The organism is Pseudomonas alcaligenes, from assembly GCF_014490745.1.
GTDB lineage: Bacteria > Pseudomonadota > Gammaproteobacteria > Pseudomonadales > Pseudomonadaceae > Aquipseudomonas > Aquipseudomonas alcaligenes_C.
The window spans coordinates 1,905,544-1,919,101 of sequence record NZ_LZEU01000001.1; the positions used below are offsets into that span (position 1 = coordinate 1,905,544).

Below are 13,558 nucleotides of genomic sequence, written 5' to 3' on the forward strand. Positions count from 1 at the left end.
TTTGCGCAGACACCCATGAAAAGGCCGCCCGGAGGCGGCCTTTTCATTTCCTGTCAGTCGAGGTACAGGGTCAGGGTCTGCCCGGGCTTGAGGGCGCTGCTGTCGCTGCGCGGGTTCCAGCGCTGCAGGTTGTCCATGTCGACATTGAAGCGGCGGGCGATCAGGTACATCGAATCGCCCTGCTTGACCCGGTAGTAGGTCACCGCCTGACGCTTGCTGGCGCTCTTGCCCGGTTTGCTGGCCGCCAGCGAGTTGCCGGTGCCGCCCGAGCCGCCGCGGATTTCCAGCACCTGGCCGAGGCTCAGCCGGCTCTTGGCGTTGAGGCGGTTCCAGCGCTGCAGATCCTTGAGCGAAACGTCGTTGGCATTGGCGATCTGCCACAGGGTGTCGCCGCTTTTCACCGTATAGCGGCGCGGGCTCACGGTCGGCGCGGCCTTGGCCACCTGCTGATGGATCGGCTGTTGCGGTTCGCTACCGGCGGCCGGGATGCTCAGCAACTGGCCGACCCGCAGGTGGTTGCTGCCGAGCTTGTTGACGTCCTTCAGGGTGCCTACCGTCAGGCCGTAGCGGTTGGCGATGCTGTGCAGGTTGTCGCCGGAGCGTACGCGGTATTCCTGCCAGCTCACCTGGGCCTGGGGCTTCATCAGAGCCAGGTTGGCGGAGAGCATTTCGGCCTTGTCGGTGGGCACCAGCAGGTGGCGCGGGCCGTCCATGGTGATGCGTTTCTTGAAGGCCGGGTTGAGGTTGTACAGCTCGTCGGCATCCATGTCGGCCATGGCCGCGACCCGGGTCAGGTCGAGGTTCTGCTTGATCGCGATCTCTTCGAAATACGGCTCGTTGGCGATCGGGCTGAGCGCCACGCCGTAGGCATCCGGCGACATGACGATCTGCGACAGGGCCAGCAGCTTGGGCACGTAGTCCTGGGTTTCCTTGGGCAGCGGCAGGTTCCAGTAGTCAGTCGGCAGGCCGAGCTTCTGGTTGCGCTCGATGGCCCGGCTCACCGTGCCTTCGCCGGCGTTATAGGCGGCCAGGGCCAGCAGCCAGTCGCCGTTGAACATGTCGTGCAGGCGGCTCAGGTAGTTGAGCGCGGCATTGGTCGAGGCGGTGATGTCGCGGCGGCCGTCGTACCAGCTGGTCTGGCGCAGGTTGAAGTGGCGGCCGGTGGCGGGGATGAACTGCCACAGACCGACTGCGTCGCTACGCGAGTAGGCAAAGGGGTTGTAGGCGCTTTCGATGACCGGCAGCAGGGCCAGTTCCATCGGCATGTCGCGCTCTTCCAGGCGCTCGACCACGTAATGGATGTACAGGCTGCCGCGGTCGCTGGCGTTTTCCAGGAAGGACGGGTTGCTGACGAACCACAGGCGCTGGTTCTCGATGCGCGGGTTGATGCCGATTTCGTCCTGCAGCTTGAAACCACCACGCATGCGATCCCAGATGTCCTGGGGTTTGTCTGCCGTGGGGGTGTCGCTGAGCCACTCGGGCTCCTGTTGCAGGCTGACGGCGCGATCGGTGTCGCGGCCGTTGTCATCGGCGTTGTGCATGCTCTGGCAGCCGGCCAGGCCGATGCACAGCAGCACTGCCAGAGCCTTCGCTCGCCGTGCCAATGCCGATGGATTCATTGTTCTTGAAAGTAATAAAAGCATTGGTCGGTAGTAGCTGCCGGCGCAAAAAGTTCGGGGATTCTAGGAACGGCCCCAGGGGTGGTCAAGTTTTCACCACCCCGCTGGTCAGTTATTAACCAGTCTTGAACACGTCCTTCCAGGCGCGCAGGCTGGCGAACACCTCGTCTGCCGAGCGTTGCCGGGAACCGTCCCGCTCGTCGACTTTTTCCTTTACCGCGTTTTGCGTGCAGCGCAGAAACGGGTTACTGGCTTTCTCCAGGGCAATAGTCGACGGCAGGCTGATCTTGCCGGCGGCGCGCAGCGCGCTGACCTCGGCGAAGCGTTCGGCGATAATTGTGTTGGCCGGTTCCACGGCGCGGGCGAAGTGCAGGTTGCTCAGCGTGTATTCGTGGGTGCAGAACACCAGGGTGGCATCGGGCAGGGCCGCCAGGCGCTGCAGCGAGTTGTGCATCTGCGCCGGCGTGCCTTCGAACAGGCGGCCGCAGCCGGCGGCGAACAGGGTGTCGCCGCAGAACAACCAGCCGGCCTCGGCCTGGTGGTAGGCGATATGGCCGAGGGTATGCCCGGGCACTGCATAAATAAGGAAGTCGCGGCCGAGCACCTGGATGCGCGCACCTTCGTCGAGAGCGATGTCGCGCGCCGGGATGTTTTCCCGGGCTGGGCCGTAGACGGTGGCGCCGCTGGCGGCCTTGAGCTGGGCCACGCCGCCGATGTGATCGGGGTGATGGTGGGTGATCAGGATGTCGCTCAGCTGCCAGCCCGGATGGGCGTCCAGCCAGGCCAGCACTGGTGCGGCGTCACCGGGGTCGACCACCGCGCAGCGCTGCTGTGCGTGATCCTGGAGCAGCCACAGGTAGTTGTCGCTGAAGGCGGGAAGGGCGTCGATCTGAAACATTTTGCGGGTCGCCAATAGAAGAGCAATGGCGCATCTTAGGCACTGATCGCCATGCTTGGCCATGCAGGAGTGTGTGATGAGCGAGCAGCCCTTTGCCCTGGCCGACTGTGACTGGCTGGAACTGACCCAGGCCGCGCGCCAGTGGCTGGCCTCGCCGCTGGGCGAGCTGCTGCTGGCCGAGGAGCGCCTGGCGCTGGAAGCCGAACTGGCGCGCTACTTCGGCGGCTACCTGGTGCATTACGGCCCGGGGCAGGCCGAACCGCCGCGGGCGCCGCAGATCCGCTGCAACGTGCGCCTGGGAGCGCCGCTGGCGGGAGTCGACATCGCCTGCGAGGAGCAGGCCTGGCCGCTGGGCGAGCATGCCGCCGATGTGGTGGTGCTGCAGCATGGCCTGGATTTCTGCCTGTCGCCCCACGGTCTGTTGCGCGAGGCGGCCCACAGCGTGCGCCCCGGCGGCTATCTGCTGATCGTCGGGGTCAACCCCTGGAGCACCTGGGGCCTGCGTCATTACTTCGCACGCGATGGTTTTCGCCGGGCGCGCTGCATCGCTCCGGCCCGTTTGACGGACTGGCTCAACCTGCTGGGCTTCGCGCTGGAGAAACGCCGCTTCGGGTGCTATCGTCCGCCGCTCGCTTCGGCAGCCTGGCAGTCACGCCTGGCTCGTCTGGAGACCTGGGGCAGTGCCTGGCAAGCGCCGGGCGCCGGCTTCTATCTGCTGGTGGCGCGCAAGCTGGTGGTCGGCCTGCGCCCACTGCGACCGGTGCAACGGGCCACGATGGGCAAGTTGCTGCCAATGCCGGTGGCCAAAGTCAGCCGCCGCGATTCCGAGCAATAGATAAATAAGCAATGAGCGAAGACATAGTCGAGATCTACACCGATGGCGCCTGCAAGGGCAATCCCGGCCCGGGCGGCTGGGGCGCGCTGTTGATCTTCAAGGGTGCGGAAAAAGAACTCTGGGGCGGTGAGCCCAATACCACCAACAACCGCATGGAGCTGATGGCGGCGATCTGCGCGCTGATCGCGCTGACCCGTCCCTGTTCGGTGCGTCTGGTGACCGACTCGCAGTACGTGATGAAGGGCATCCAGGAGTGGATGCCGAACTGGAAGAAGCGCGGCTGGAAGACCGCCGCCAAGGAGCCGGTGAAGAACGCCGACCTGTGGCAGGCGCTGGACGAGCAGGTCAACCGCCACAATGTGACCTGGCAATGGGTGCGCGGGCATACCGGCCACCCGGGCAACGAGAAGGCCGATCAGCTGGCCAACCGCGGCGTCGATGAAGTAAGAGGTATGAAGCATGCGTAGTGTGGTCCTGGATACCGAAACCACCGGTATGCCGGTCGGCGATGGTCACCGCATCATCGAGATCGGCTGCGTCGAGCTGGAAGGCCGCCGTCTGACCGGGCGGCATTTCCATGTCTACCTCAACCCGGATCGCGAGATCGACGAGGGCGCCATCGCCGTCCACGGCATCACCAACGAGTTCGTTGCCGACAAGCCGCGCTTCAAGGACGTGGCCGACGAGTTCTTCGCCTTTATCGAAGGCGCCCAGCTGATCATCCACAATGCGGCGTTCGACGTCGGCTTCATCAACAACGAGTTCGCCCTGCTCGGGCAGAGCGAGCGCAGCGACGTCAGCGACTACTGCTCGATCCTCGACACCCTGCTGATGGCCCGCGAGCGCCACCCGGGCCAGCGCAACAACCTCGATGCCCTGTGCAAACGCTATGGCGTCGACAACTCCGGTCGCGACCTGCACGGCGCATTGCTCGACGCCGAGATTCTCGCCGACGTCTACCTGACCATGACCGGTGGCCAGACCCACCTGTCGCTGGCCGGCGAGGGTGGCGATGGCTCCGGGCGCGTGCTGCCCAGCCCGATCCGCCGTCTGGATGCCGCACGCAACCTGACCCGCGTGCTGCGGGCCAGCGACGAGGAACTGGCGGCCCATGCCGCGCGCCTGGCCGCCATCGAGAAGTCGGCTGGCGGCCCCTCGCTGTGGGCCAAGCTGGACGCGCCCAGCGAGTCTTGAGCTGGAGGCGTGATCTCTGCTCGCGAAGCTTTCGGGGTGTGACGGTTCGCGAGCAGAGCTCGCTCCTACGGCTAATGCGACCTTTTCGTACAGCTTGCCGCACTGGGGGTTCCGCCCGTTCGGGCGAACTTCTAACCTGAGTGGATAGGTGCCCAAGAGCACCACTCCCTCAGGAAGGCACAATGTATAAAGACCTGAATTTCCCCATCCTCATCGTCCATCGTGACATCAAGGCCGACACCGTGGCCGGCGAGCGCGTGCGTGCCATCGCCCAGGAGCTGAGCAAAGATGGCTTTACCATCCTGCCCACTGCCAGCTCCGCCGAGGGGCGCATCGTCGCCTCCACCCATCACGGCCTGGCTTGCATCCTGGTGGCCGCCGAGGGCGCGGGGGAGAACCAGCGTCTGTTGCAGGACATGGTCGAGCTGATCCGCGTGGCCCGCGTGCGCGCGCCGCAGCTGCCGATCTTCGCCCTCGGCGAGCAGGTCACCATTGAGAATGCACCGGCCGAGGCCATGGCCGACCTCAACCACCTGCGTGGCATTCTTTACCTCTACGAAGACACCGTGTCCTTCCTCGCCCGCCAGGTGGCGCGCGCCGCACACAACTACCTCGACGGTCTGCTGCCGCCGTTCTTCAAGGCCCTGGTGCAGCACACCGCGCAGTCCAACTATTCCTGGCACACGCCTGGCCACGGCGGTGGCGTGGCCTATCGCAAGAGCCCGGTAGGCCAGGCCTTCCACCAGTTCTTCGGCGAGAACACCCTGCGTTCCGACCTCTCGGTGTCGGTGCCCGAGCTGGGCTCGCTGCTCGACCATACCGGCCCGCTGGCCGAGGCCGAGGCGCGCGCCGCGCGCAACTTTGGCGCCGACCACACCTTCTTCGTGATCAACGGCACCTCGACGGCGAACAAGATCGTCTGGCACTCGATGGTCGGCCGCGACGACCTGGTGCTGGTCGATCGCAACTGCCACAAGTCGATCCTCCACTCGATCATCATGACCGGCGCCATCCCGCTGTACCTGTGCCCGGAGCGCAACGAGCTGGGCATCATCGGGCCGATCCCGCTCTCCGAGTTCAGCCGGGAATCGATCCAGGCCAAGATCGACGCCAGCCCCCTGGCCCGTGGCCGCGCGCCCAAGGTCAAGCTGGCGGTGGTGACCAACTCCACCTACGATGGCCTCTGCTACAACGCCGAGATGGTCAAGCAGGCCCTGGGCGACTCGGTGGAGGTGCTGCACTTCGACGAGGCCTGGTATGCCTATGCCGCGTTCCACGAGTTCTACGCCGGGCGCTATGGCATGGGTACCCACTGCGACGAGCATTCGCCGCTGGTGTTCAGCACCCATTCCACCCACAAGCTGCTGGCGGCCTTCAGCCAGGCCTCGATGATCCACGTGCAGGATGGCGGCGCCCGCCAACTGGATCGCGACCGCTTCAACGAAGCCTTCATGATGCACATCTCCACCTCGCCGCAGTACGGCATCATCGCCTCGCTGGACGTGGCCTCGGCGATGATGGAGGGGCCGGCCGGGCGTTCGCTGATCCAGGAGACTTTCGACGAGGCGCTGAGCTTCCGTCGCGCCCTGGCCAACCTGCGGCAGAACCTGGCGGCGGACGACTGGTGGTTCAGCATCTGGCAGCCGGATCAGGCCGGCGGCGATGGCGTGCACACCGGCGACTGGCTGCTGCAGCCGAATGCCGACTGGCACGGTTTCGGCGAAGTGGCCGAGGACTATGTGCTGCTCGACCCGATCAAGGTCACCCTGGTGATGCCGGGCCTGTCCGCCGACGGCAAGCTGACCGCGGCGGGGATTCCCGCGGCGGTGGTCAGCAAGTTCCTCTGGGAGCGCGGCCTGGTGGTGGAGAAGACCGGTCTGTATTCCTTCCTGGTGCTGTTCTCCATGGGCATCACCAAGGGCAAGTGGAGCACCCTGCTCACTGAGCTGCTGGAGTTCAAGCGCCTGTACGACGCCAACGTGCCGCTGATCGAGGCGCTGCCCTCGATTGCCCGCGAGGGCGGCGCGCGCTACGCCGGCATGGGCCTGCGCGACCTGTGCGACGAGCTGCACGGCTGCTACCGCGAGAACGCCACGGCCAAGGCGCTCAAACGCATGTACACGGTGCTGCCGCAGGTGGCGATCAAGCCGGCCGACGCCTACGACAAGCTGGTGCGCGGCGAGGTCGAGGCGGTGCCCATCGAGCAGTTGGAGGGGCGCCTGGCCGCAGTGATGCTGGTGCCCTATCCACCGGGCATTCCGCTGATCATGCCGGGCGAGCGCTTTACCGCCGAGACCCGCTCGATCATCGACTACCTGCAGTTCGCCCGCACCTTCGACAGCCAGTTCCCCGGCTTCGATGCCGATGTACATGGCCTGCAGCGGGAGGAAGTGGCGGGGCAGGCCTGCTATACAGTGGATTGTATAAAGGAGTAAGCGGCAGCCACAGGCCATGCGGGGGCGTGCTGCCGGCCTTGCTCCACGTCGCGGTCTTATGGCAATCGGGGGTGGACAGATGGCAGGCGCCGAGAGAGGGACGCGTGGCGAAATGGGGTTCTGGACCTGCAGCGCCCTGGTGGTCGGCAACATGGTCGGCTCCGGGGTGTTCCTCCTGCCGTCCAGCCTGGCGCCTTATGGCGGCCTGAGCCTGATCGGCTGGCTGGTGTCGACCACCGGGGCGGTATTGCTGGCACTGACCTTCGCCCGCCTGTCGCGCTTCAACCCGGCGGCGGGCGGCCCCTATGCCTACACCCGCGATGCTTTCGGCAGTTTTGCCGGCTACCTGTGTGCCTGGACCTACTGGAAAGCCGCCTGGATCGGCAATGCCGCGATTGCCGTGACCCTGGTCGGCTATCTGCGGGTGTTCATCCCGGCGCTGGGCGACCCGCTGCTGACGGTGACGGTGGCGATCGGCGCGATCTGGCTGTGCACCCTGATCAACCTGCGCGGGATTACCGCCTTCGGTTACGTGCAGAACATCCTGACCCTGCTCAAGCTGGTGCCGCTGCTGCTGGTCGGTCTGCTTGGCTGGTTCTATTTTCATCCGGAATACCTGCGCATTCCGCCACCTGCCGAGCTGCCCGGCGGCGGTTACGCCCAGGCCATTGCCACCACGGCGGCGCTGACCCTGTGGTCGTTCATCGGCCTGGAGTCGGCCACGGTGCCGGCCGAGCATGTGCGCGACCCGCGGCGCACCATCCCGCGCGCGACCCTGTTCGGCACGGTGGTGGCGGCGACCGTGTACATCCTCTCGATCACGGCGGTACAGGGCATCCTGCCGCCGGAGGTGCTGGTGAAGTCCACCGCACCCTTCGCCGATGCTGCACGGGTGATGCTGGGCACCTGGGGCTACTACTTCATCGCCGGCGGGGCGGTGGTGGCCTGCCTCGGCGCACTCAATGGCTGGGTGCTGCTGCAGGGGCAGATTCCCATGGCCACTGCGCGCGACGGCCTGTTGCCGGAGTCCCTGGCCAAGACCAACAAGTACGACGTGCCGGCCAACGGCCTGCTGGTGTCCGGCGTGCTGGTGACCCTGCTGGTGTTGGTGGACGGGCAGGGCGATCTGGTCGAGGTGTTCAACGTGATCATCCTGCTCGGCACCATGGCCGGCGTCGTGCCCTATGTGTTCTGCGCGGCGGCCCTGCTGCAGCTGCTGGCGGTACGCCCGGGCGATTTCGGCCCGCGTGAGCAGGGGCGCCTGCTGCTGATCGGCAGCAGCGCCTTCGTCTACTCGATGTGGGCACTCTACGGCACCGGGCCGCAGGCGATCTTCTGGGGTTTCCTGGTGCTGATGGTGGGCATCCCGCTGTACACCTGGCGGCAATGGCGCAACCGGGTTGCCGCCAGCGCCGGGCACTGAGCGCGCCAGGCTTTGTCCGGGGCGATAACTGCCTGGGTTTTCCCGGCTCAGTTGTAAAAAGATCAAGCGCTTAACGGATATAGTCAGAAATCTTCTTAGCTTTGCTAGCGTGCCTTGCGTCACAGTGGCCAGCATCGACATTTATTGCATGCTTGTTATAGTTGGCCGGTTGAATCCATAACAATACGTCTATGCGCACCGCCTGCGCCCTGCCTCCGAGGAAGATCTGCGTGCCCGACTACAAAGCCTTTTGCGTCGAGTTGAGCGACAAGATCGCTCATGTACAGATCAACCGCCCGGAGAAGGTCAACGCGATGAATGCGGACTTCTGGACGGAGATCATCGATATCTTCGAATGGATCGACGCTACCGACGAGGCCCGCGTGGTGGTGCTGTCCGGCGCCGGCAAGCATTTTTCCTCGGGTATCGACCTGATGCTGCTGGCCCAGGCCGGCAGCGCGCTGGGCAAGGACGTCGGGCGTAACGCCGAAGGCCTGCGCCGCAAGATCCTCCAGCTGCAAGCCTCCTTCAATGCCGTCGACAACTGCCGCAAGCCGGTGCTGGCAGCCATCCAGGGCTACTGCCTGGGCGGCGCCATCGACCTGATCTCGGCCTGCGATATGCGCTATTCCACCGCCGATGCGCAGTTCTCCATCAAGGAGATCGACATGGGCATGGCCGCCGACGTCGGTACCCTGCAGCGCCTGCCCCGTATCATCGGCGACGGCATGATGCGCGAGCTGGCCTACACCGGCCGCACCATCGACGGCGCCGAAGCGCAGCGCATCAACCTGGTCAACCGCACCTATGCCAGCCAGGAAGAACTGCTGGATGGAGTGATGGCACTGGCCGGCGAGATCGCCGAGAAATCTCCCATCGCCATTCGTGGCACCAAGCACATGATCCGCTACATGCGCGATCACCGGGTCGACGACGGCCTGGAATACGTGGCGAACTGGAATGCCGCGATGCTGCAGTCTGCTGATCTGCGGGTGGCCATGGCCGCGCACATGAGCAAGCAAAAAGCGGAATTTGCCGATTGATGCAGTACCTGCCGAGCGAGGTGCAGTAGACCCATGGTCACTGGAGCAACATCCCTGAGCCTGGTGCGTGACGAGCTGTTCACCACCATGGAAGAGACCGAACAGAGTCTCGAGTACTTCATCGCCGAACGAAACAACGGCAGCCTGCTGCAGCAGGCAGTGGAAAACCTGCAACAGGTGCGCGGCACCCTCAACCTGATCGAACTGGCCGGCGCTGAGCTGCTGGCCCAGGAAGTCCTGCAACAGGCCACCGACATCCCGGTCGGCGCCGGTGAAGAACGCGATGGCCAGCTGTCGGCCCTGAGTAGCGCGCTGTACGTGCTGCGTCGCTATCTGGAAAACGTCGACGCCAACCGCCAGGAAATGCCCGAGCTGCTGCTGCCGGCGATCAACGAACTGCGTCAGGCCGGTGCCCAACCACCGCTGCCGGAAAGCTTCTTCTTCAGCGTGCGCCTGGATCAGGCCCGACCGGCAGGCGTGCCCGCCGCGGCTCAGGCGAGCGCTGCCGACTTGCGCCGTCTGCGCCACATGTATCAGGTCGGCCTGCTCGGCTTTATCCGCGAGGACAACCCGCAGGCCGGCCTCAAGCTGATGCTGCGGGCCCTGGCGCGTCTCGATAGCCTGTTCGCCAGCGAGGCGCGTGGTCGCCTGTACTGGATCGGTGCGGCCGCCGTGGAATCGCAGCTCGATGGCCAGCTGCTGACGCGCAAGGCGCGCAAACAGCTGTTCTCGCGACTGGATCGCGAGCTCAAGCAGGCCCTCAGCAACCAGGCCTACGAGGCGCCGCGCAGCCTGCTCAAGGAGCTGCTCTACCTGGTGGCCCTGGCCGACAGCCGCGGCGCCCATTCGAGCCAGGTGAGCGAAGTATTCGGCCTGACTGCACTGCCGTTCACCGATCACCTGCTCGACGAGGAATACCAGCGCCTGTCCGGCCCGGGGCAGGGCGTGATGCGTTCGCTGTCCTCGGCGATTCGCGAGGAGCTGGCCAGCGTCAAGGACATGCTCGACCTGATCGAGCGCGGCACCGCCCAGCCGGACAGCTTCGCCAACCTGCATGCCATGCTCGGCAAGCTGGCCAAGACCCTCGGCATGGTCGGTCTGAGTTCCGCGGCCAATGCCCTGCAGGTACAGCTGCCGGTGGTAGCGGGCTGGGGCGCGGAGAGCCCGGCGGCCAGCGCCGATCTGCACAAGCTGGCCGAGGCCGTGCTGTATGTGGAGAGCATGGTGGCCAGCCTGGAGCGCGGCGAGCAGCGCAATCCGCGGCCGGCTACCCTGCAGCCGGGCGACGAGGGCGAGGCCTTTGCCGCTCACCAGCTGACCGAAGCGCGCATTGTGGTGATCGACGAGGCCCAGGGCGGTCTGGCCCTGGCCAAGCGGGCGATCACTTCCTACCTCGAATCCAGTGGCGACAAGCTGCACCTGGCCAACGTGCCGTTCAGCCTGCAGGCGGTGCGTGGTGGCCTGTGGTTCCTCGGCCAGGAGCGTGCGGCCAAGCTGATCGGTGCCTGTGCCGACTACATCCAGACGCGCATGATCGAAGCGGCGCAGATGCCGTCCGAGCAGATGCTGGAAACCCTCGCTGATGCCCTCAGCAGCCTCGAGTACTACCTCGAAGCCGGTGCCGTGCTGCGTCCGGAGACCACGCCGAGCGTGCTCGACCTGGCCGAGGAAAGCGTGCGCGCCCTGGGCCTGCCGGTAGCCGCCTGATGGGCAGCGGCTGGCAGACCACCCCGGTGCTGGATAATGGCCAGCCCGGTGGTTGGGCGCTGGTACGGGGCGCGCAGGGCTTTCTTGCCGATGGCAATGGCGTGCTGTTCCCCCGCGAATGGCTGAAGCGCCAGGATCTGCCGATTGCCGCCGAGCATGGCCTCGGCCGTTTCAATGATGAGCCGGTGTGGCTGCTGCAGTTGAATCATCCGGCCGAGCTGCCGGGCTGCTTCTGGCAGGGCCTGCGGCAGTTCATGCTGCAGGCCGATTACCCGACTTTCCGCATGCTGTCCTTTGCCGAGCAGGTCGCCACCTGGAGCGAGCAGCACCGTTTCTGCGGGCGTTGCGGCAGTGCCACCCAGCAGGTGGCGGGCGAACGCTGCATGCGCTGCCCGCAGTGTGAGCTGGACAGCTATGCGCGGATCTCGCCGAGCATGATCGTGCTGGTTACCCGTGGCGACGAGATCCTCCTGGCCCGTTCGCCGCGCTTCGTGCCGGGCGTCTACAGTACCCTGGCCGGCTTCGTCGAGCCGGGCGAGTCGGCTGAGGAGTGCGTGGCCCGCGAGGTGCGTGAAGAGGTGGGGATCGAGGTGCAGAACCTGCAGTACCTGGGCAGCCAGGGCTGGCCTTTCCCGCATTCGCTGATGCTTGGCTTCCATGCCGAATACGCCGCTGGCGAGATCGTCCCGCAGGCCGACGAGATCGAGGATGCGCGCTGGTTCCCTATCGAGCAGCTGCCGCCTTTGCCGATGCAGCGCTCCATCGCCCGCTACCTGATCGACAGCTACCTGGCCCGGCGCCTGGGCCTGGAGCAGCCGCAGCTGTCGCGCTAGCCCTGCTCAGGCCTGGCCGAACCAGTGCTGCCAGGCCAGGCGCGCCGTCAGCGCCAACACCACCAGAATGAACACCGGGCGGATGAATTTCGAGCCGCCGCGAATCGCCGTGCGTGCGCCGAGGAAGGCGCCGATCATCAGCGCCAGGCCCATGCTGATGCCGAGCAGCCAGGCAACCTGGCCACTGACGATGAACACGCTCAAGGCCATGGCGTTGCTGACGAAGTTCATGCTGCGCGCCACGCCGCTGGCGCGTACCAGGTCGAGGGGGTAGAGCAGCAGGGTGCTGACCGTCCAGAAGGCGCCGGTGCCGGGGCCGGCCACACCGTCGTAGAAACCCAGGCCAAGTCCCTGCGGCCACTGCCGGCGCTGGGCGATGGGGGCGTCCTGGCTGGCCTGGTTTTCCGGCGTCTTGCCGAACAGCAGGTAGAGGCCGCAGCCGAACACCACCGCCGGCAGCATCTGGTTGAGCCAGGCGGCCGGCAGCCAGTGGGCGATCAGCGCGCCGATGGTGGCACCGATGGCCGTGGCGAGCAGCGCGTTGCGCCATTGCCGCGGGGCGAACAGCTTGCGTCGGTAGAAGGTGTAGCTGGCGGTGGCCGAACCGAAGGTGGCGCACAGCTTGTTGGTGCCCAGTACCAGGTGTGGCGGCAGGCCGGCGGTGAGCAGGGCGGGGATGGTCAGCAGGCCGCCGCCGCCGGCGATGGCGTCGATGAAACCGGCGGTGAAGGCGACCAGGGCAAGAATGACCAGGGTTATCGGATCGACGCCCAGATCAAAGACAAAAGGCATAAAAAACTCGACGTGGATTCAATTGTGCAGGGCTACGGCTGGCCGGCCGTCGGGCTGCTGCGCATAATGCCGGCAATTTCATGGAGAAGGAAATCGACTCATGCAGTATGACGGCCTGGCCTGGTTTGTCGGCCTCCTGGCGCTGCTGGCCCTGTTCATTGCGGCGCGCATTCTGCTGGCGCGCAACTGGTTCCTCGGCTGGCTGCGCGGCACCTGCGGCCTGGCTTTCGTCCTGCTGGCCGGCCTGGTCGGAGTGATCGCCTACGACCTGCTGAGCTACTCGGCCCTGCCGCAAGGCAAGCCGCTGCTGACCCTGAGCTTCGCCAGTGATGGCCCGCAGCGCTACCGTGTCAACCTGCTGGAAGGCGGCGAGGAGCGCGAGGTGCTGCTGGAAGGTGACATGTGGCAGCTGGATGGCCGTCTGCTGCGCTGGAAGGGCCTGGCGGCGCTGATCGGCCTGCAACCCGGTTACCGCCTGGAAAAGCTCTCCGGGCGTTTCCTCGCCATCGAGCAGCAGGAGAGTGCCCGCCATGCCCAGGTGGCTCTGGCCGCCAGCCCTTATGGCATCGACCTGTGGCGCTGGCTGCGCCTGGGCCAGCATGACCTGTTCCTGTTCGATCCGCAGGCGGCGCGGGTGACCTACCTGCCGATCGCCGATGGTGCGATGTTCAGCGTCAGCCTGAGCCCCACCGGCCTGCTGGCGCAGCCGATGAACCAGGCGGCCAACCAGGCGCTGCAAGACTGGCAATAAACGTCAGGCAATGAAAAAGGGGCCCGCG

Annotated in this window: 12 protein-coding genes; 9 read left to right on the plus strand and 3 right to left on the minus strand. The window is 65.8% G+C overall.

Annotation, left to right across the window (positions count from 1 at the left end; all coding sequences use genetic code 11):
- Positions 1-53: 53 nt before the first annotated feature.
- Together A9179_RS08595 and gloB are read right to left on the minus strand one after the other, a co-directional pair.
- Entirely contained in the window at positions 54-1,643 is a 1,590-nt protein-coding gene (locus A9179_RS08595) for a lytic transglycosylase (RefSeq protein WP_187805402.1), read from the minus strand.
- A gap of 91 nt (positions 1,644-1,734) precedes the next feature.
- Complete coding sequence (gene gloB, locus A9179_RS08600; RefSeq protein ID WP_187805403.1) at positions 1,735-2,517, minus strand: hydroxyacylglutathione hydrolase; 783 nt, start codon at positions 2,515-2,517, stop codon at positions 1,735-1,737.
- 76 nt (positions 2,518-2,593) lie between these two features.
- Here gloB and A9179_RS08605 point away from each other — a divergent pair, with 76 nt between their 5' ends.
- From A9179_RS08605 to nudC, 8 genes are all read left to right on the plus strand, one after another.
- On the plus strand, positions 2,594-3,352 hold the full coding sequence (locus tag A9179_RS08605) for a class I SAM-dependent methyltransferase (RefSeq protein WP_187805404.1): 759 nt from the start codon (positions 2,594-2,596) through the stop codon (positions 3,350-3,352).
- An 11-nt stretch (positions 3,353-3,363) separates the two neighbouring features.
- Positions 3,364-3,819, plus strand: a complete 456-nt coding sequence (gene rnhA / locus A9179_RS08610) for a ribonuclease HI (RefSeq protein ID WP_187805405.1) — start codon at positions 3,364-3,366, stop codon at positions 3,817-3,819.
- On the plus strand, positions 3,812-4,546 hold the full coding sequence (dnaQ, locus tag A9179_RS08615) for a DNA polymerase III subunit epsilon (protein WP_187805406.1): 735 nt from the start codon (positions 3,812-3,814) through the stop codon (positions 4,544-4,546). The genes rnhA and dnaQ overlap by 8 nt, the downstream gene beginning before the upstream one ends.
- Before the next feature lie 182 nt (positions 4,547-4,728).
- The gene (locus tag A9179_RS08620; RefSeq protein WP_187805407.1) at positions 4,729-6,981 is read left to right on the plus strand and encodes an Orn/Lys/Arg family decarboxylase; all 2,253 of its coding nucleotides are present in this window, start codon (positions 4,729-4,731) and stop codon (positions 6,979-6,981) included.
- 79 nt (positions 6,982-7,060) lie between these two features.
- Positions 7,061-8,404 (plus strand): amino acid permease, encoded by a 1,344-nt coding sequence (locus A9179_RS08625; protein ID WP_187805408.1) that lies wholly within the window; start codon positions 7,061-7,063, stop codon positions 8,402-8,404.
- Between the two features lie 230 nt (positions 8,405-8,634).
- Positions 8,635-9,447, plus strand: a complete 813-nt coding sequence (locus A9179_RS08630) for a crotonase/enoyl-CoA hydratase family protein (protein WP_187805409.1) — start codon at positions 8,635-8,637, stop codon at positions 9,445-9,447.
- Between the two features lie 33 nt (positions 9,448-9,480).
- Complete coding sequence (locus A9179_RS08635; protein ID WP_187805410.1) at positions 9,481-11,154, plus strand: ferrous iron transporter B; 1,674 nt, start codon at positions 9,481-9,483, stop codon at positions 11,152-11,154.
- On the plus strand, positions 11,154-11,987 hold the full coding sequence (gene nudC / locus A9179_RS08640) for an NAD(+) diphosphatase (RefSeq protein WP_187805411.1): 834 nt from the start codon (positions 11,154-11,156) through the stop codon (positions 11,985-11,987). The genes A9179_RS08635 and nudC overlap by 1 nt, the downstream gene beginning before the upstream one ends.
- Before the next feature lie 6 nt (positions 11,988-11,993).
- On the opposite strand, the gene A9179_RS08645 is transcribed toward nudC, so the two are convergent.
- Positions 11,994-12,779 carry a TSUP family transporter gene (locus tag A9179_RS08645; RefSeq protein ID WP_187805412.1) on the minus strand — a complete coding sequence of 262 codons (786 nt, stop codon included), beginning with the start codon at positions 12,777-12,779 and terminating at the stop codon, positions 11,994-11,996.
- Between the two features lie 100 nt (positions 12,780-12,879).
- Between A9179_RS08645 and A9179_RS08650 the strand changes: the two genes are divergently transcribed.
- Positions 12,880-13,530 carry a hypothetical protein gene (locus tag A9179_RS08650; RefSeq protein WP_187805413.1) on the plus strand — a complete coding sequence of 217 codons (651 nt, stop codon included), beginning with the start codon at positions 12,880-12,882 and terminating at the stop codon, positions 13,528-13,530.
- Positions 13,531-13,558 lie beyond the last annotated feature (28 nt).